Genomic DNA, 19,161 nt, shown 5'->3' on the forward strand with positions numbered 1-19,161 from the left:
TGGCCGGAGACCGACCGGGCCCGCCGCGCGGCGGTGTCGTCCTTCGGCGCCAGCGGCACCAACGCGCACCTGATCCTGGAACAGGCGCCGCCGGCCGTGACCGAGACCGTCCCCGAACGACCGCACGGGGTACTGGCGATGCCGCTCTCCGCGGTGACCGGTGCGGCGCTGCGCGACCAGGCCCGCCGTCTGCTCGACACGGACGTCACCTCGCTGCCGGACCTGGGGCTCTCCCTCGGCACCACCCGCAGCACGTTCGACCGGCGCGCCGCCGTGCTCGCGGCCGACGCCGACACCCTGCGGGCCGGGCTCACCGCCCTCGCCGAGGGCACGCCGTCGGCGGCCGTGCTCACGGATCGCGCCGGCAGCGGCGCGGTGGCGTTCCTGTTCACCGGGCAGGGCGCGCAGCGCGTCGGCATGGGCCGTCGCCTGTACGAGCTGTACCCGGTGTTCGCCGAGGCGTTCGACGCGGTCGTCGCGGAGCTGGACCCGCATCTGGCACGGCCGCTGCGTCAGGTGATGTGGGACGGCACGGACGGCGCGCTCGACCGCACGGAGTTCACCCAGACCGCGCTGTTCGCGCTGGAGGTGGCCCTGTACCGGCTGGTGGAGTCGTGGGGCGTCGAGCCCGACTTCCTGGCCGGGCACTCCGTCGGCGAGCTGGCCGCGGCCCATGTGGCCGGTGTGTTCTCGCTGGCCGACGCGGCGGCGCTGGTCGCCGCCCGCGGGCGGCTGATGCAGGCGCTGCCGACCGGCGGCGCGATGGTCTCCGTGCAGGCGTCCGAGGACGAGGTGATCCCGCTGCTCACCGACGCCGTGTCCATCGCGGCCGTGAACGGCCCCGAGGCGGTGGTGATCGCCGGTGACGCCGACGCGGCCGACGCGGTCGCCGCGCACTTCGCGCGCCGGGGACGCAGGACCAGGCGGCTCAACGTCAGCCACGCGTTCCACTCCCCGCACATGGACGCGATGCTCGCCGACTTCGAGCGCCTCGCCCACCGGGTGACCTATCACGTTCCGACGATCCGGCTGGTCTCCACGCTCACCGGCGTGGTCGTCGAGCCGGGGAACCTCGTCACCGACCCGGCGTACTGGGTCCGGCACGTCCGCGACGCGGTCCGGTTCGCCGACGGCGTGCGGACCCTGCTGGACCGCGGCGTCACGACGTTCCTGGAGATCGGCCCCGACGGTGTGCTCACCGCGATGGCCCAGGACACCATCGCGATGAACGGCGCGGGACCGGTCGCGGTGGCCTCGCTGCGCCGCGACCGGGACGAGGACGCGGCACTGGCCGCGGCACTCGGCACGCTGTTCACACGAGGCGTCCGCGTGGACTGGGCCGCCGTGCACGCCGGAGCCCGAAGGATCGGGCTGCCCACCTACCCCTTCCAGCACGAGAGGTTCTGGCCGCGGACCACGGCGGCCACGGCGGTGCCCGCCGGCCGGCGCGACGACGACGGGTTCTGGGCGGCCGTCCGGGACACCGACCTCGAAGCGCTGGAGTCCCTGCTCGACGTCGACGGCGAGGCACTGGCGAAGGTCATGCCGAAACTGCTCGACTGGCGGCGCGCGAGGGACGAGCGGTCCACGGTCGACGGCTGGCGGCACCGGATCGCCTGGCGCCCCGTCGCCGGACGCCGTACCGCCGTCACGGGCACGTGGCTCGCGGTGCTGCCGGCCGACCGGGTCGACGACGCCTGGGCGGACACCGTGGTCGACGCGCTCGGCCCGGACACGGTCCGGGTCGAGATCGGCGACACCGATCGCGAGCGGGTGGCCGCACGGCTGCGTGAGGCCGTGGACGGCACGCGGGTCGCGGGCGTCCTGTCGCTGCTGGCGCTGGACGAGACGATCGTCGGCGCCGTACCGAACGGCGCGCTGCTGACCACCGCGCTCGTGCAGGCACTCGGCGACGCCGGCATCACCGCGCCGCTGTGGTGCGCGACCCGTGGCGCGGTGTCGGTGGACGCCGACGAGCCGTTGGCGCACCCGGCGCAGGCGGCGGTGTGGGGTCTCGGACGCGTCGTGGCCCTCGAACACCCCGACCGCTGGGGCGGACTCGTGGACCTGCCGTCCCTCCTGGACGGGGCCACGGCGACCCGGCTGCCGGGCGCGCTGTCCGGCGAGGACGGTGAGAACCAGGTCGCGGTGCGGCCGGGCGCGGTGTTCGGCCGCCGGCTCGTGCCGGCGCCGGCGGCCGACCCGGACCGCCTGTGGACACCGGACGGCACGGTCCTGGTGACCGGCGGCACCGGAGCGCTGGCCGCGCACGTCGCCAGGTCGCTCGCCGCGGAGGGCGTGCCGCACCTGCTGCTCGCCGGCCGTCGCGGCGAGACCGCGCCGGGTGTCGCCGAACTGCGGGCCGAACTGGAGGGCCTCGGCACGCGGGTCACCGTTGCGGCATGCGACGTGGCCGACCGGGCCGGCCTGGCCGCGCTGCTGGACGGCATCCCGGCCGAACACCCGCTGACCGCGGTCGTGCACACGGCGGGCGTGCTGGACGACGGTGTCGTCGACGCCCTGACGCCGGACCGCTTCCAGGGCGTGTTCCGCGCCAAGGTGGCCTCGGCACTGCTGCTCGACGAGCTGACGCGTGATCTCGACCTGACCGGATTCGTGCTGTTCTCGTCGGCGTCGGGCGCGGTGGGCAACCCCGGCCAGGCCAACTACGCCGCCGCGAACGCCGTGCTGGACGCGCTGGCCGAGCAGCGCCGGTCGAAGGGCCTGCCGGCCACGTCGATCGCCTGGGGTGCCTGGGACGGCGGCGGCATGGCCGCCACCGCACGTGCCGAGGAGGGCGCCCAGCGCACCGGCGTCGACGCGATGGATCCGGCGCCGGCCGTGACGGCGCTGCGGCAACTCGTCGCGGAGCCGGTGGCGGCCGCGGTGGTGGCCCGGGTGAGCGCCGCGGCGTTCCTGCGCGGGGCCACGGGGTCCCGCCTGCGGACGCTGCTCCAGGAACTGCCCGGCGGCGAGGACCTCGACACGCCGGCGCGGCGGCAGGAGGAGGCGCCGCGGCTGCTGACGCGGCTCGCCGGCCTGACGCCGGTGCGGCGCCGGGAGCAGGTGCTGCGACTGGTGCAGGACAGCGCGTCCGCGGTGCTCGGCCACGCCGACGCCGAGCTGTTCGGACCCGACAGGGCGTTCCGGGACATGGGCTTCGACTCGCTGAGCGGCGTCGAGTTGCGCAACCGGCTCACCGCGGCGACCGGGCTGACCCTGCCGTCCACGTTGGTGTTCGACCGGCCGACGCCCTCGGCGACGACCGCGTACCTGCTCGACGAACTCGGGCTGGACGAGGAGGCCGACGGCGCCGTGGCCGACGGCGACGAGACGGCCGTCCGTTCACTGCTCGCCTCCGTGCCGCTCGCCCGGCTCCGCGAGATCGGCGTGCTGGAACCCCTGCTGCAACTGGCCGGCCGCGGCGCCCGGTCGGCGGACGGCGGTGAGCCGGACGACGCTGCCGAGCAGGTGGACGTCGACGAGATGACCGTGGACGACCTGGTCCGAGCCGCGCTGGACGGCTCGTCCGACCTGACGGTCGACTGAGGGAGGGAAGATCCGGTGTCTACACCCAAGGACAGCACCGACAAGGTCGTCGAGGCGTTGCGGGCGGCCGTGAGAGAGACCGAGCGGCTGCGCAGGCAGAACCAGCGGCTGGTCGCCGCCGCCACCGAGCCGATCGCGATCGTCGGTATGGCGTGCCGGTTCCCGGGCGGCGTCACGTCGCCCGAGGACCTGTGGCGGCTCGTCGCCGCCGGCGACGACGCCGTCACGCCGGTCCCCGCCGACCGCGGCTGGGACATCGGGGAACTGGCGGCCGGCGACACCACACTGCTCGGCGGGTTCCTGCCGGACGCCGCCGACTTCGACGCCGCCTTCTTCGGCATATCGCCGCGCGAGGCGCTGGCGATGGACCCGCAGCAGCGGCTGCTGCTGGAGACCTCGTGGGAGGCGCTGGAACGGGCCGGCGTCGACCCGGCGTCGCTGCGCGGCAGCCGGACCGGCGTGTTCGTCGGCACCAACGGCCAGGACTACGCGTACCTGATGGTGCGCTCTCCCGCGCAGAGCACGGGTGAGGTGGGCACCGGCATAGCGGCCGGCGCGATGTCCGGCCGCCTCTCCTACACGCTGGGCCTCGAGGGACCGGCGATCACGGTCGACACGGCGTGTTCGTCGTCGCTGGTGGCACTGCACTGGGCGGCGCGGGCGCTGCGCGCCGGTGAGTGCACGCTGGCGCTGGCCGGCGGTGTGAACGTGATGAGCACGCCGGGCGCGCTGGTGGAGTTCTCCAAGCAGGGCGGCCTCGCCCCGGACGGGCGCTGCAAGGCGTTCGCCGACGAGGCCGACGGGACCGGCTGGGCCGAGGGCGCCGGCATGCTCCTGCTGGAGCGGCTGTCCGACGCCCGCCGCAACAACCACCCGGTGCTCGCGGTGGTGCGCGGCTCGGCCGTCAACCAGGACGGCGCGTCCAACGGCTTCACCGCGCCGAGCGGGCCCTCGCAGCAGCGGGTGATCCGCGCGGCACTGGCCGACGCCCGGCTCACCGAGAACGACGTCGACGCCGTGGAGGCGCACGGCACCGGCACCGCGCTCGGCGACCCGATCGAGGCGCAGGCACTGCTGGCGACCTACGGCCGTGACCGGGAACGCCCGCTGCTGCTGGGCTCCGTGAAGTCGAACATCGGGCACACGCAGGCCGCGGCGGGCGTCGCGGGCGTGATCAAGATGGTTCAGGCGATGCGGCACGGCGTGCTCCCGCCCACCCTGCACGCACGTCGTCCGTCGTCGCACGTGGACTGGTCGGCGGGCTCGGTCGAGCTGCTGACCGAGGAAGTTCCCTGGCCGGAGACGGGACGGCCCCGCCGAGCCGCCGTGTCGTCGTTCGGCATCTCCGGCACCAACGCGCACACCGTCCTGGAGCAGGCGCCCGAGCCGGCGCCGGCCGAGCAGGGCCCGGTGCGCGACGCGGTGGTGCCGTGGGTCGTGTCCGGCCGGACGCCGGCCGCGCTGCGGGACCAGGTCGCGCGGCTGGCCGCGAACGTCGGGGCGACGACGAGCGCCGCCGACGTGGCCGCCGTGCTGGCCACCGGCCGTACCGCCCACGAACACCGTGTCGCCGCCGTCGGCCGTGACACCGCGGACCTCGCGGCGGCGCTGTCGGCGTGGGCGTCGGGCGACCCCGCGCCGGGCGTGGTGTCGGGCACGGCCGCGCGGACCGGGAAGCTGGCCGTGCTGTTCACCGGCCAGGGCGCGCAGCGGCTCGGCATGGGCCGCGAACTGCACGCCCGGTTCCCGGCGTTCGCCGAGGCCTTCGACGAGGTCGCCGCCGAACTGGACCGGCATCTGCCCGGCTCGGTCCGTGACGTCCTCTGGGGCACCGACGCCGACCGCCTGGACAGCACGGACTGGTCGCAGCCCGCCCTGTTCGTCGTGGAGGTGGCGCTCCACCGGCTCGTCGAGTCCTGGGGCGTGCGGGCCGACCTCGTCGCCGGCCACTCGCTCGGTGAGATCACCGCCGCGCACGTGTCCGGGGTGCTGAGCCTCGCCGACGCGTGCCGGCTGGTCGCCGCCCGCGCCCTGCTGATGGGCGCGCTGCCGGAGGGCGGCGCGATGCTCGCCGTGGCGGCTGCCGAGGAGGAGGTCGCGCCGCTGCTGGACGCGGCGGTGTCGGTGGCGGCGGTCAACGGCCCCACGGCGGTGATCGTCGCCGGCGCCGAGGACGCGGTCGAGCGGGTCGCCGGCGCTGCCGACGAGCGCGGGTGGAAGCACAAGCGGCTCGCGGTGTCGCACGCCTTCCACTCGGCACTCATGGACCCGATGCTGAGCGACTTCGCCGACGCCGTCGCGGACATCGAGTTCGGTGACGCGCGGATCCCGCTGGTGTCGTCCGTGACCGGCGGCCTCGCGGAGGCGGCGCGGATCCGGGACGCCGCCCACTGGGTGGCGCACGTGCGACGACCGGTCCGGTTCGCCGACGCCGTGCGCGCGCTGCTCGCCGCCGGGGCGACGACCTTCCTGGAACTGGGCCCCGACGCCACGCTGTGCGCGATGGTGCAGGACACCGCGCCGGACCCCGTCACCGCCGTCCCCGTGCTGCGTGCGGGCCGCGACGAGGAGACCACCGCGGTGAGCGCGCTCGCGAGACTGTCCGCACGCGGCGAGCACGTCGCGTGGGACGCGTTCTTCGCGCCGCTCGGGACACGTCCGGTGGAGCTGCCCACGTACGCGTTCCAGCGCTCCCGGTTCTGGCCGGACGGCGGCACGGGCGGCGACGCCGCGTCGGTCGGTCAGTCGGCGCTCGGCCACGCGCTGCTCGGTTCGTCCGTGGAACTGGCCGACGACGGCGGCGTGGTGCTCACCGGCCGGCTCTCGCCGGCCACCCAGCCGTGGCTGGCGGACCACGTCATCATGGGCCGGATCCTGTTCCCCGGCACGGGCTTCGCGGAGCTGGCGCTGCGCGCCGCCGACGAGGTCGGCGCGGATCTCGTCGAGGAGCTGACGCTGTCGGTGCCGTTGGAGCTGTCCCGGCACGGCGCCGTCGCCGTCCAGGTGCGGGTGGGCGCGGCCGACGAGGACGGCCGCCGGTCCGTGGGCGTCTACTCCCGCGACGCCGAGCACGCCGGCGCATGGCTCCAGCACGCCGCGGGCACGCTCGGGACCGGAAGCCCCGAGGCCGGCACCGACTTCGCGTCGGCGTGGCCGCCGCCCGGCACCGATCAGGTCGACCTGGCCGGCTTCTACGACGGCGGTGACTACGGGCCGGCCTTCCAGGGCCTGCGCGCGGTGTGGCGGCGGGACGGCGAGGCGTTCGCGGAGGTGGCGCTGCCCGCCACGGCCCGTGGTGCGGACCGGACGGGCCTGCACCCGGCGCTGCTGGACGCCGTGCTGCACGCCGTCGGCTGGGTCGAGTCCCCGGACGGCGGCCGTGGCGTACTGCCGTTCTCGTGGGAGGACGTGGCCCTGCACCGCACGGGCGCGACCACACTGCGCGTTCGGCTCACCCGCGGCGGCCAGGGGGCCGTCGGCATCGAGGCGGTGGACGGCGCGGGCCGGCCGGTGGTGACCGTGGGCAGGCTGGTGCTGCGCGCGCCGTCGCGGGAGGACACCGCGCGACGCCCCGACTGGCTGTTCCGCGTCGACTGGACACCGTTCGCCGTCCGGCCGGTGACCGGGGCTTTCGTGGTGCTCGGCGCGGACCCGGGCGGACTCGCCGGAGCGGTGCGGTACGACACCGTCGACGCCGCGCTCGCCGCCGGACCGGACGTGGTCTTCGCGCCGGTCACGGGCGCCGGCGTGCTCGATGCCACGACACGGGCGCTCGGCCTGGTCCAGGAGTGGCTCGCCGACCGGCGCGCCGAGGACGTGCCGCTGGTGTTCGTCACCGACGGCGCCGTGTCCGGCGCGGACGTTCCGGCCGCCGCCGCGGCGGGTCTGGTGCGGACCGCGCAGGCCGAGCACCCGGGACGCTTCCTGCTGCTCGACGCCGCCGCCGACGAGTGGCCGCTGCTCGCGGTGGCACCGGAACTGACGGCGGCGGGGGAGACCCAGGCCCTCATCGAGGACGGCACCGTGAAGGTCGGCCGGCTGGCCCGGTTCGCGGGCGCCGAGCGGCCCGCCGAGTGGCGCCCCGACGGCACGGTGCTCGTCACCGGCGGCACCGGCGGCCTCGGCGCGCAGCTGGCCCGGCACCTGGTCGCGGAGCACGGCGTGCGCGAGCTGCTGCTCCTCAGCAGGCGCGGCCTCCGGGCGCCCGGCGCGAGCGAGCTGGCGGCCGAGCTCACCGGTCACGGCGCGCACGTCGACATCGTCGCCTGCGACGTCGCGGACCGCGACGCCCTGGCCGCCGTGCTCGAGGGGCGCACGATCACCGCCGTGGTGCATGCCGCGGGTCTGCTGGACGACGGCGTCGTCACCACGCTCACCCCGGAGCGGCTCGACGGCGTGCTACGGCCCAAGGCGGACGCCGCACGGCACCTGCACGAACTGACGGACGACCTGGACGCGTTCGTGCTGTTCTCCTCCGTCGCGGGCACGTTCGGCAGCCCCGGCCAGGGCAACTACTCCGCCGCGAACGCCGCACTCGACGCGCTCGCCCGCGAGCGCCGTGCGGACGGCCAAACCGCGCTGTCGCTGGCGTGGGGCCCCTGGACGCAGGACGCCGGCATGACCGGGGCGCTGGCCGAGACCGATCTCAAGCGCATGGCGGACTCCGGCTCCGCGCCGCTCACGGTGCCGCAGGGCCTGGCGCTCTTCGACGCGGCCGTCGCCACCGACGAACCGGTGCTGGTGCCGCTGGCGGTGCGCCTCGGCGCCCGCGCGGGCACCCCCCATCCGTTGCTGCGCGGCCTCGTGCGCACGCCTCGTCGTCGCCCGTCGGCCGACGCGGCTCCGGCGGCACCGGTCACGGCGCGCCTCGCGGGCCTGGACGAGCAGGCGCGCACGCGGTTCGTCCTGGACCTGGTGCGCGCCGAGGTGGCGGCGGCGCTGGCGCACGACTCCACGGACGGTGTCGCCGACGACCGCGAGTTCCGCGACCTCGGCATGGACTCGCTGACCGCCGTGGAGCTGCGCAACCGGCTCGCGACGGCCACCGGGCTGCGGATGTCCGCGACCCTGGTGTTCGACTACCCGACCCCCGCCGCGCTCGCGGACCACCTGCTGTCCCGGCTCGGCGGCGCGGCCACCGCCAGGGCCCAGGCCCCGAACCCGCTGGCGGAGCTGGACCGGCTGGAGTCCGCGCTGGCGGGCGCCGATCCCGACCCGATCACACGCGCCGGCATCACGGCCCGGCTGCGCGGCCTCGCGGCGCAGTGGGCCGGCGCCGACCCGACGCCCGACGGCGAGGACGTCACGGAACAGATCTCCTCGGCCAGCGCCGACGAGATCCTCGCCTTCATCGACCACGAGCTCGGCCGGATCAACGACCGCTGAACTCCCCACATCACGCACCGAAAGGCAGCCATTTGCGATGGCGGACGACACCAAGCTGGTCGAGTACCTGAAATGGGTGACGGCCGATCTGCACCGGACCCGGCGCCGGCTGGAAGAGGCCGAGTCCGGCCACCACGAGCCCGTCGCGATCGTGGGCATGGCCTGCCGGTTCCCCGGCGGCGTCACCACCCCCGAGCAGCTGTGGGAGCTGGTCGCCGACGGCCGCGAGGGGATCGTGCCCTTCCCGGCCGACCGCGGCTGGGACCTGGACCTGCTCTCGGGCGGGGGCCCGGGCCACAGCGCCACGCTGCGCGGCGGCTTCCTGCACGACGTCGCCGGATTCGACGCGGCCTTCTTCGGCATCTCGCCGCGTGAGGCCGTGGTGCTCGACCCGCAGCAGCGGCTGCTGCTGCAGACGTCGTGGGAGGCGTTCGAGCGGGCCGGCATCGACCCGGCGTCGCTGCGCGGCAGCCGCACCGCGGTGTTCGCCGGCACCGACGGGCAGGACTACGCCTCACTGGTGCTGGACTCCGTCGAGGACGCGGAGGGGCACGCCGGCACGGGCATCGCGGCGAGCGCGATCGCGGGCCGCCTCTCCTACACGTTCGGCCTCGAGGGGCCCGCGGTCACCGTGGACACCGCCTGCTCGTCGTCGCTGGTGGCACTGCACCTGGCGGCGCAGGCCCTACGGGCCGGGGAATGCGACCTCGCGCTGGCCGGCGGCGTCACCGTGATGTCGACCGCGCTCCGGTTCGCCGGCTTCACCCGCCAGGGCGCGCTCGCGTCGGACGGACGGTGCAAGGCGTTCGCGGACGCCGCGGACGGCACCGGCTGGTCCGAGGGCGTCGGCATGTTCGTGGTGGAGAAGCTGTCCGACGCCCAGCGGCTGGGCCACCCCGTCTGGGCGGTGGTGCGCGGCTCCGCCGTCAACCAGGACGGCGCCTCCAACGGCTTCACCGCCCCCAACGGGCCGTCCCAGCAGCGGGTCATCCAGCAGGCGCTGGCCGGCGCCGGCCTGACCGCCGGCGATGTCGACGTGGTCGAGGCGCACGGGACCGGTACCAGGCTCGGCGACCCGATCGAGGCGCAGAGCCTGCTCGCCACCTACGGCCAGGACCGCGAGCGGCCGGTGCTGCTCGGCTCCGTGAAGTCCAACATCGGCCACACGCAGGCCGCGGCCGGCGCGGCGGGTGTCATCAAGATGGTCATGGCGATGCGGCACGGCGTCGTCCCTCGGACCCTGCACGTGGACGCGCCCTCGTCCCACGTGGACTGGACGCAGGGCGCGGTCGAGCTGGCGACGGTCGCCACGCCGTGGCCGGAGACCGGACGCCCGCGCCGAGCCGGCGTGTCGTCGTTCGGCGTGAGCGGCACCAACGCGCACACGGTCCTGGAGCAGGCGCCCCCGCAGGACCCCGCGGAGAGCGCGCCGGAGACATCGGTGATTCCGTGGGCGCTGTCGGCGAAGACCGCCGCCGCGCTCCGTGACCAGGTCACCGCGTTGGTGGAGCGCGTCCGGCGGGAGCCGGACCGGTGCGCCGCGGACGTCGCGGCGGCCCTCGCCGCACGGAGTCGGTTCGAGCACCGCGTGGTGGCGACCGGCCGCACGCGGCGCGACCTGGCCGACGCGCTCTCCGCGTGGGCCGCCGACAACGCGGCGCGGGGCGTCGTGGCCGGCACGGTGCGGCGCGGACGGCTCGGGATCGTCTTCACCGGCCAGGGCTCGCAGCGCCTGGGCATGGGCCGCGAGCTGTACGAGCGTTTCCCGGTCTTCGCCGAGGCGTTCGACGCCGTCGTCACGGAGCTGGGCACCGAGGTCCGCGACGTGATGTGGGGCGGGGACGCCGAGGCGCTCGGCCGCACCCGCTGGTCGCAGCCGGCGCTGTTCGCGCTGGAGGTGGCGCTCTACCGGCTGGTGGAGTCGTGGGGCGTCCGGCCCGACGCCGTGGGCGGGCACTCGCTGGGGGAGATCACCGCCGCGCACGTCGCGGGTGTGTTGTCGCTGTCCGACGCCTGCCGCCTCGTGACCGCGCGGGCGGAACTGATGGGCGCGCTGCCGGAGGGCGGCGCGATGCTCGCCGTCTCGGCGGCGGAGGCCGACGTGGCCGCCGTGCTCGGCGAGGGGGCGTCCGTCGCGGCGGTGAACGGACCGGCGGCGACCGTCGTCGCGGGCGGGACGGAAGCGGTGGAGCGGGTCGCCGCGGTGGCGGCCGAAAGGGGCTGGAAGCACAGGCGGCTGCCGGTGTCGCACGCGTTCCACTCGGCGCTGATGGACCCGATGCTCGACGGCTTCGCCGCCGCCGTCGCCGACCTCACGTTCGCGCGGCCGACGATCGGCCTGGTGTCCGGCGCCCCGACCGACCCCGCCTACTGGGTGCGGCACGTCCGCGAACCGGTCCGGTTCATGGAGACCGTCACCACCATGGCCGAGGACGGTGTGACCACGTTCATGGAACTGGGGCCCGACGGCACACTGTCCGCGATGATCGCGGCGACGGTCGACACCGCCGCCACGGTGCCGATGCTGCGGCCGGACCGTCCCGAGGAGGAGACGGCCGTCACCGCGCTCGCCACCCTGCACACCCGCGGCGTCGCCGTCGATCTGCGTACGGTGCTGCCGCCGGCGCGGCCGGCGGATCTGCCGACCTACCCCTTCCAGAACGTCCGCTACTGGCCCCAGGCCCGCTCCGCCGCGGCCGACGTCACAGGGGCGGGTCTCGGTCCGGTGGCGCACCCGCTGCTCGGCGCGGCCGTCGAACTGGCCGACGGCGACACCGTGCTGACCGGACGGCTGTCGCTGCGCACGCACCCGTGGCTCGCGGACCACGTCGTGGCCGGCGCCGTCGCGCTCCCGGCCACCGCTTTCGCGGAGCTGGCGTTCCGCGCGGCCGACGAGGTCGGCTGCGACACCGTCGAGGAACTGACCGTCGCGGCCCCGCTCGGCCTGCCCGGGACCGGCTCGGTCGCGGTACAGGTGCGGGTCGCCGCCGACGACGGGCGAGGACGCCGCCGCGTAGGAGTGTTCTCCCGCCGGGACACCGCCGGCGCCGCCTGGCTGCCCCATGCCACCGGCACGCTCACGACCCGCGGCGCGACCGGCGCGACCCTGGAGTGGCCGCCGCGTGACGCCGAACCCGTCGACATCGGCGCGCACTACGACGGATCCGGCTACGGCCCGGCGTTCCAGTGCCTGCGCGAGGTCCGGCGGGCCGGCGACACCGTGTACGCCGAGGTGGCGCTGCCGCATTCGGCCGGGGACGCCGCGGACTTCGGCGTGCACCCGGCACTGCTGGACTCGGCGGTGCAGGCGGTGGCGTTCCTGCCCGGAGCCGCCGGCCGTGTGCTGGCGCCGTTCTCGTGGGAGGACGCCTCGCTGCACGCCTCCGGACCGACGCTGCTGCGCGTGGCGATCAGCTCGCTCGGCGGCGACGCCGTCTCCATCAGGGCGGTCGACGCGGCCGGCCGTCCCGTGGTGTCGGTGGCGTCGCTGGCGCTGCGCGAGCCCGTCGCCGCCGGGCCGGTGCGGCCGGAGTCCGACTGGCTGTTCCGCCTCGACTGGACGCCGGTCGACGTCGCTCCGGTGCCGGGGAGGCGATGGGCGGTGCTCGGCGCCGACACCTTCGGCCTCGGTGCCGCGCTGGCGCGCGGGGGCTGTGACGTCCTCGGCCACGGCGGCACCGCCGACGCGGTGCTGGCCACGCGGCCCGACCTCGTGGTCGCGCCCGTCACGGGCGATTCGGTGCAGGACGCCACCGCCTCGGCGCTCGACCTGCTCACGTCCTGGCTGGCCGACGAGCGCGCCGACGACGTGCCGCTCGTGCTGGTCACCTCCGGTGCGGTGACCGGTGCGGACGTGCCCGCGGCCGGTGCCTGGGGTCTCGTGCGGGCGGCCCAGGCGGAGAACCCCGGCCGGTTCCTGCTGCTCGACGTCGACGACACGGAAGCGTCCCGGCTGCTCGTCGCGGCGGCGCCCGGCCTGCTGGAGGAGGACGAGACACAGGCCGTCCTCACGGACGGGGTGGCCGCCGTCGCCCGGCTGGCGAGGTTCGGCAGCGCGCCGGAGCCCCGGGCGTGGGACCCGGACGGCACGGTCCTCATCACCGGTGGCACCGGCGGTCTCGGGAGCGCGCTGGCCCGGCACCTCGTCGCGGAACGGGACGTGCGCAAGCTGCTGTTGGTCGGCCGACGCGGCCCGAAGGCCCCGGGTGCGCGGGAACTGGCGGCCGAGCTCACCGAACAGGGCGCCGACGTCACGCTGGTGGCGTGTGACATGTCCGACCGTGACGCGGTGGCCGCCCTCCTGGCCGAGCACCCGGTCCGGGCGGTCGTGCACACGGCGGGCGTGCTGGACGACGGCGTGATCGGCACGCTGACGCCGGACCGGCTGGCGGCCGTGCTGCGGCCGAAGGTGGACGCGGCACAGCACCTCGACGAACTCGTCGGCGACGTGGACGTGTTCGTGTTGTACTCCTCCCTCTCGGGCGTGATGGGTGGTGCCGGGCAGGGCAACTACGCGGCCGCCAACGCCGCTCTGGACGCCATCGCTGCCCGGCGCCGGGCAGCCGGGCGTCCCGCGCTGTCGTTGGCGTGGGGCGCGTGGGCACAGGACGCCGGCATGACGGGAGCGCTGTCGCAGGCCGAGATGCGGCGGATGGCGAACTCGGGTTCGATGCCGCTCACCGTGGCACAGGGCATGGCCCTGTTCGACGCCGCGTCCGCCACCGACGAGGCGCTCCTCGTGCCGCTGGCGGTGAAGCCCGGTGCGAAGGGCGGACCGGCCACGCACCCGATCCTGCGCGGCCTGCTGCGGGCACCGCGCCGCCGGGCCGCCGCGGACGCGTCCGAGGTGTCCACGGCGACGCTGCGCGAGCGGCTGAGCGGCCTCTCCGCCGCCGACCAGCACACGGTGCTGAGTGAGTTGGTCGTCGGCTACGCGGCGGCCGTGCTCGGCCACGCCGACGCGAGCGGCATGGACCCGGAGCGTGACTTCCTGGAGGCCGGCTTCGACTCGCTGATGTCGGTGGAGCTGCGCAACCGGCTCGCCGGCACGGTCGGTCTCCGGCTGCCCAGCACGGTCGTGCTCGACCACAAGACACCCGCCGAGCTGGCCCGGTGGCTGCGCGGCCGGCTCGCCGACCACATCGGGCCGGCCCCGGCGGCCGCGTCGGGGCGGTCCGACGACACCGTCGGCACGCTGTACTTCGACGCGGTCCGGGCGGGCAAGGTCGACGAGGGCTGGGAGCTGCTCAAGGCCGTCGCCCTCACCCGCCCGCTGTTCGAGGCGCCGGCCGAACTGGAGGAGCTGCCCCGGCCCGTCACCCTCGCGGACGGGCCGACCGAGCCACGGCTGATCTGCATCAGCTCACCCGTGTCCGTCGGCGGCGCGCACCAGTACGCCCGTCTCGCCGCCCACTTCCGCGGCGACCGTGGTGTGCAGGCGTTGCCGCTGGCCGGGTTCGCGGCCGGAGAGAGCCTGCCCGGCTCGGCCCGGGCCATCACACGGGCCGCCGCGGAAAGCGTGCTGCACGCCAGCGACGGGGACCCGTTCGTGCTGGTCGGCCACTCGTCGGGCGGTGCGCTGGCCCTGGCGGTGGCCGGGCTGCTGGAGAGCATGTGGGGGGTGTGCACCGACGGCGTGATCATGCTCGACACGCTCAGCCTGCGGCACGAGCACGGGGACAGCGTGGACTACCGGCAGCTGGCCAGGAGGTTCATGGGCGAGACGGACTCGGCCACCGTGACGGTGGACAGCAACCGGCTGTCGGCCATGGCCCACTACCTCAACCGCATGTCCGCCCTGGACGTTCCGCCGACCACCGCGCCGACGCTGCTGGTGCGGTGCAGCGTGCCCCTGCTCGGTGATCCCGACACACGGGTGGAGCACGGGCAGCAGGAGCTGCTCGTCCCCGCGGGGACGGTCCGCACCATCGACGCCGACCACTTCTCGCTGGCGCAGCGGGACTCCCACGTCACGGCGGCCGTCATGAAGGAGTGGCTGGCCACGCTGTGACGGACAACGACACAAAGACAGCGTGCGCCCGCGAGCAGGAAGCGGGCGCACGCTGTGCGGTGGGGCAGACGGGAATCGTCGGACAGGGCCTAGGCCCTGTCGTCAAATTCCCGCCTGCCCCGCGACGCCCGGCACGCACTCTCGCCGCACCGGGCGAAAGCCCAAGTACGTCCAGTACGAGGACTTCCGCCCGGCACGCCGAGAGCACGCGCCGGACGCCGCAGGGCCGCCCTTCGGGCGACGACGGCAATTTGACGACAGGGCCTAGCGGCTCAGAGTGATCGTGCCGGACGGGCACACCCGCGCCGCCATCGCCGCGGCGGCGGCCTGCGTGTCGTCCGGCTCGGCGTCGAGCACCTCCACCAGACCGTCGTCGTCGCCCTGGTCGAACAGCGCCGGCGCCGTCAGCGCGCACTGGCCCGCGCCGACGCACCGGCTCCTGTCCACATGGATCTTCATGACTTCGCTCCTCTGGTTCACCAACGGACGGGCAACTCGTGCAGGCCGAACAGGGTGCCGTCGTACTTGAACGGCAGGGCGGTGACGTCGGCGTCGACCGCGAGCGTCGGCACCCGGCGGAACAGCGTCCGGTAGACGATCTCCATCTCGGCACGCACCAGGTTCTGTCCGAGGCACTGGTGCACCCCGTAGCCGAACGCGACGTGGTGGCGGGCGGCCCGGCCCGGATCGAACTCGTCGGGCCGGTCGAAGCTGTCCAGGTCGTGGTTGGCGCCGGCGATGAGCGGGATGATGCCCTCCCCGGCCCTGACGACCTGCCCGCCGATCTCCACGTCCTCGACCGCCACGCGCAGCGCGACCAGGTCCGCGACCGAGTGGTAGCGCAGCAGTTCGTCCACCGCGCGGTCGTCGCCGATCCACTGCGGGTTCGACAACAGGGTCACCACGCCGAGCGCGATGTTGTTCGCGGTGGTCTCGTGCCCGGCGATCAGCAGCAGCATGACGACCCCGGTCAGCTCTTCCGGGGACAGGACCGCGGACTCCAGAAGCCGGGAGATCAGGTCGTCGCCGGCCCGCTTCCGCTTGACCTTGATGAGCCTTCCGATGTACCGCAGCAGCTCCTGGACGGCCACGCCCCGCTCGTCCTCGGTGGTGGTCTTCAGGTTCACCAGCGTTTTGGTGCGCGACTCGAAGAACTCCCGGTCCACGAACGGCACGCCCAGCATCGTCGAGATCACCAGTGAGGGCACCGGCAGCGCGAACTCGGCGACCAGATCGGCGGAACCGCCGAGGGAGAGCAGGTGGTCGACGCAGCGGTCCACGGTCTCCTGGATGAGGGGCCGCCACTGCCGGATGCGCCGTACGCTGAATTCGGGGATCAGCGCCTTGCGGAACCTGTCGTGCTCCGGAGGGTCGATGCCGACGAACCAGCCGGGAATCTGATCCTGCGTCGGTACGCCGCCGGTCCTGGCGACGTTGGGGAAGCCCTCGCGCGCGGGATCGGAGCTGATCCGGCGGTCGGTCAGCACGGTGCGCACGTCCTCGTACCGCGACACCAGCCACACCGGGCCGCCCGTCGGCAGCGTCGAGCGGATCAGACCGGGCTGTTCGCGGAAGCCGGCGTACTGGCGCGGCGGGAAGGGCTCGCCGGGCGACCGTACCGGGAACGGGGTCGCCGCGGGTTCGGAAAGCGTCATGGGTGCACGTCCCATCGGGATCGGGGCGCCGGTCAGCCGGCACCGTAGAACTTGCGGACCCGGCCGACGATGAAGTCCTGGTCCTCGGGGCTCAGATCGGTGTAGGTCGGCAGGTAGAGGCCCTCCCGCGCGAACCGGGTGGCCCTGAGCGAAGGCCACACCGGGTCGCGGTACATCGGCTGCCTGCTCATCGGCTGGAAGAAGTAGCGGGTCTCGATGCCGTTGTCCGTGAGGAACTCCATGAGCCCGTCGCGGTCCTGGGCCAGCACGTCGTACATCCACAGCACCTGCCGTGACGGCATCAGCGTGATGCCGTCGACGCCCAAGAGCCCGCGGTCGTAGTGCGCTTCGATGCGCGCCCGTGCCGCGAGGATCTCGTCGATCCGCTCGGTCTGCGCCAGGGCCACGGCGGCCTGCAGATTGGTCATCCGGAAGTTGTAGGCGAGCTTCTTGTGCAGGAAGTCGTGCTCCCTGCTGAACGCCATGCCCCGCAAGTGCTCCATCTGGGCGGCCAGACGGGGGTCGTCGGTGACGCACACCCCGCCCTCGCCCGAGGAAATGATCTTGTTCGCGAACAGCGAGAAGCACGCGATGTCCCCGACCGGGCGGATGCCGTGCGCCTCGGCGGAGTCCTCGACCACCCGGAGGTTGTACTCGTAGGCGATCTTCATGATCGCGTCCATGTCGCACCGTCTGCCGTAGACGTGCACCGGCATGACGGCCCTGGTCCGCGGGGTGATCTTGTCCTCGATCAGCGTGACGTCGATGTTCAGGTCGTCGCCGCAGTCCACGAACACGGGTGTGGCACCCGTGTACGACACCGCCCAGGCCGTCGCGACCATGGTGAACTCCGGGACCAGCACCTCGTCGCCCGGCCCGATGCCCAGCGCCCGCAGCGCCACGGTCAGTGCCGTGGTGCCCGACGAACAGGCGACGGCGTGTCCGACCCCGTTGTACCGGGCGAACGCCTGCTCGAATCGTGGAATGTAGGGTCCCTGCGCGGAGATCCATCCGCTGGTGACCGCGTCGGTGACGTACTCCAGTTCGCGCCCCTTCATGCTGGGCCTGGAGACCGAGTACTTGAATCCCATGGGGTCCTCGTTCGTTGAGTGGTGCCGGCGCCGAAAGGGGATCGCTCGGGGGTGGCGCTTCGCGGCGGTCAGGGAGCCAGGGCGGGCAGGGCAAGCACCAGATCGGCGGCGGCGTCCGCGCCGCCGGCGGCGCGCAGCAGCTCGCCGAAGTGCTGGGCGCGCTCGCTGAACGACGGCTCGTCCAGTACCCGTCGGAGCGCGCGGAGGATGTCGTCACCGCTGCCGCGGTGCGGATCGACGGTCAGGCTGACGCCGAAGTCCTCGCCGCGCACCGCCTGGTCGTGGCAGTCCACCCACAGGGGGCGGACGACCATGGGCTTGCCGAAGTAGAGGCCCTCGTGGAAGCCGTTGCCACCGCCGTGGGTCAGGAACGCCTTCACGTTCGGATGGGCGAGCACGTCGAGCTGGGAGGGCACCCAGCTCTCGACGCGCACGTTCCCGGGCAGCGGCCCGTCGGGCAGCAGACGCTGCTGCTCGACGGGCAGCTTCCACAGGATGTGGTGGTCGTCGCCCAGCCGCCGTGCCACCGTGAGCACCTCACGCACCTGTTCGGAGGTCAGGCGGGTGGTGGTGCCCAGGCCGACGAAGACCACGGAGTCGTGCTCGGCGAGCCACCCGCTGACGTCCTCGTCCTCGGGTGCCTCGGGCAGCGGCGGGATCAGCGCGCCCACCATCCTCATGTTGTCCGGCGCCCGGAAGGGGTAGTCCAGCTCGGCCAGTGACCCGTTCACGACCAGTTCGGCGCGTTCGATCCTGGCCAGGAAGCGCCGCGCCTCCGGGGCGATGCCCAGCTGCTGGCGGGTCCGCCTGTCCCGCCGGAGGACCCGCGCCATGGACGGGCGCAGGAAGATCCCCAGGGTGCGCACACGGAAGAGCCGGTTCTCGATCCGCTGCCGCAGCGTCATGCGCGCGGACAGGCCCGAGTGCGGCACGGGGAAGTCGGGGCCGGTGTAGGCCTTGGTGAAGGGGGTGTACGCGGTCACGTAGTTGCTCGGCAGGAAGGGCGAGACGAGCACGTACGGGATCCCGCGGGTGATCGCGATGTCGATGGCGTACGCGGTGAGGCTCTCGATGACCATCAGCGCGGGCTCGATCTTCTCGACGATCTCCAGGAGCCGCCGGTACTTGTCGACGTGCAGCGCGGGGTCGTAGGTGTGGCGGATCACGGCGGCGTGCGCGGCGAACCGCTTCGGGCCCGTCACCTTGGCGTAGACGTCCTCGTCCCACGTCAGGGCCGACAGCTCCGGCACCACGTCGCCGAGTGAGGCGAAACGTACCGCCGACGCGTCGGCCAGCTCCTCGACGTCGTCCCGGCGTTCCTCGTCGGTGGCGAACCACAGGTCCTGGACGCCGCGCCGTGCGAACTCGCCCGCGATCGTCCGGACCGGGTTGAACAGGCCGCTCTCCGGGAGGCTGACGAACAGGACCGGCCGCGAGCTGGATGACATGCGGGACACCTTTCGGGCGGGAT

The 19,161-nt window shown here is 74.4% G+C and carries 6 protein-coding genes and 1 pseudogene (1 of these 7 cut by a window edge); 3 read left to right on the plus strand and 4 right to left on the minus strand.

Annotated elements, in window-relative coordinates; translation table 11 throughout:
• The 3 genes and pseudogenes from ACICHK_RS38965 to ACICHK_RS38975 all read left to right on the plus strand — a co-directional run.
• A protein-coding gene (locus ACICHK_RS38965; RefSeq protein WP_406840678.1) for a type I polyketide synthase crosses the window boundary here: on the plus strand, positions 1-3,549 show its 3' end. The gene continues 24,162 nt to the left of window position 1, outside the view; the window shows 3,549 of its 27,711 coding nt (coding positions 24,163-27,711); its start codon lies beyond the left edge, outside the window; its stop codon occupies positions 3,547-3,549.
• A gap of 66 nt (positions 3,550-3,615) precedes the next feature.
• Positions 3,616-8,934 (plus strand): annotated as a pseudogene (locus ACICHK_RS38970) (SDR family NAD(P)-dependent oxidoreductase); the annotation flags it as partial.
• A gap of 37 nt (positions 8,935-8,971) precedes the next feature.
• Positions 8,972-14,944 carry an SDR family NAD(P)-dependent oxidoreductase gene (locus ACICHK_RS38975; RefSeq protein ID WP_406840679.1) on the plus strand — a complete coding sequence of 1,991 codons (5,973 nt, stop codon included), beginning with the start codon at positions 8,972-8,974 and terminating at the stop codon, positions 14,942-14,944.
• A gap of 264 nt (positions 14,945-15,208) precedes the next feature.
• On the opposite strand, the gene ACICHK_RS38980 is transcribed toward ACICHK_RS38975, so the two are convergent.
• From ACICHK_RS38980 to ACICHK_RS38995, 4 genes are all read right to left on the minus strand, one after another.
• Complete coding sequence (locus ACICHK_RS38980; protein WP_406840680.1) at positions 15,209-15,403, minus strand: ferredoxin; 195 nt, start codon at positions 15,401-15,403, stop codon at positions 15,209-15,211.
• 17 nt (positions 15,404-15,420) lie between these two features.
• On the minus strand, positions 15,421-16,599 hold the full coding sequence (locus ACICHK_RS38985) for a cytochrome P450 (RefSeq protein WP_406840681.1): 1,179 nt from the start codon (positions 16,597-16,599) through the stop codon (positions 15,421-15,423).
• Between the two features lie 32 nt (positions 16,600-16,631).
• Positions 16,632-17,690 (minus strand): DegT/DnrJ/EryC1/StrS family aminotransferase, encoded by a 1,059-nt coding sequence (locus ACICHK_RS38990; RefSeq protein ID WP_406840682.1) that lies wholly within the window; start codon positions 17,688-17,690, stop codon positions 16,632-16,634.
• A gap of 68 nt (positions 17,691-17,758) precedes the next feature.
• Positions 17,759-19,138 (minus strand): glycosyltransferase, encoded by a 1,380-nt coding sequence (locus tag ACICHK_RS38995; protein ID WP_406840683.1) that lies wholly within the window; start codon positions 19,136-19,138, stop codon positions 17,759-17,761.
• Positions 19,139-19,161 lie beyond the last annotated feature (23 nt).

The organism is Streptomyces sp. AHU1 (genome assembly GCF_045343905.1).
Classification (GTDB): Bacteria; Actinomycetota; Actinomycetes; order Streptomycetales; family Streptomycetaceae; genus Streptomyces; species Streptomyces triticiradicis.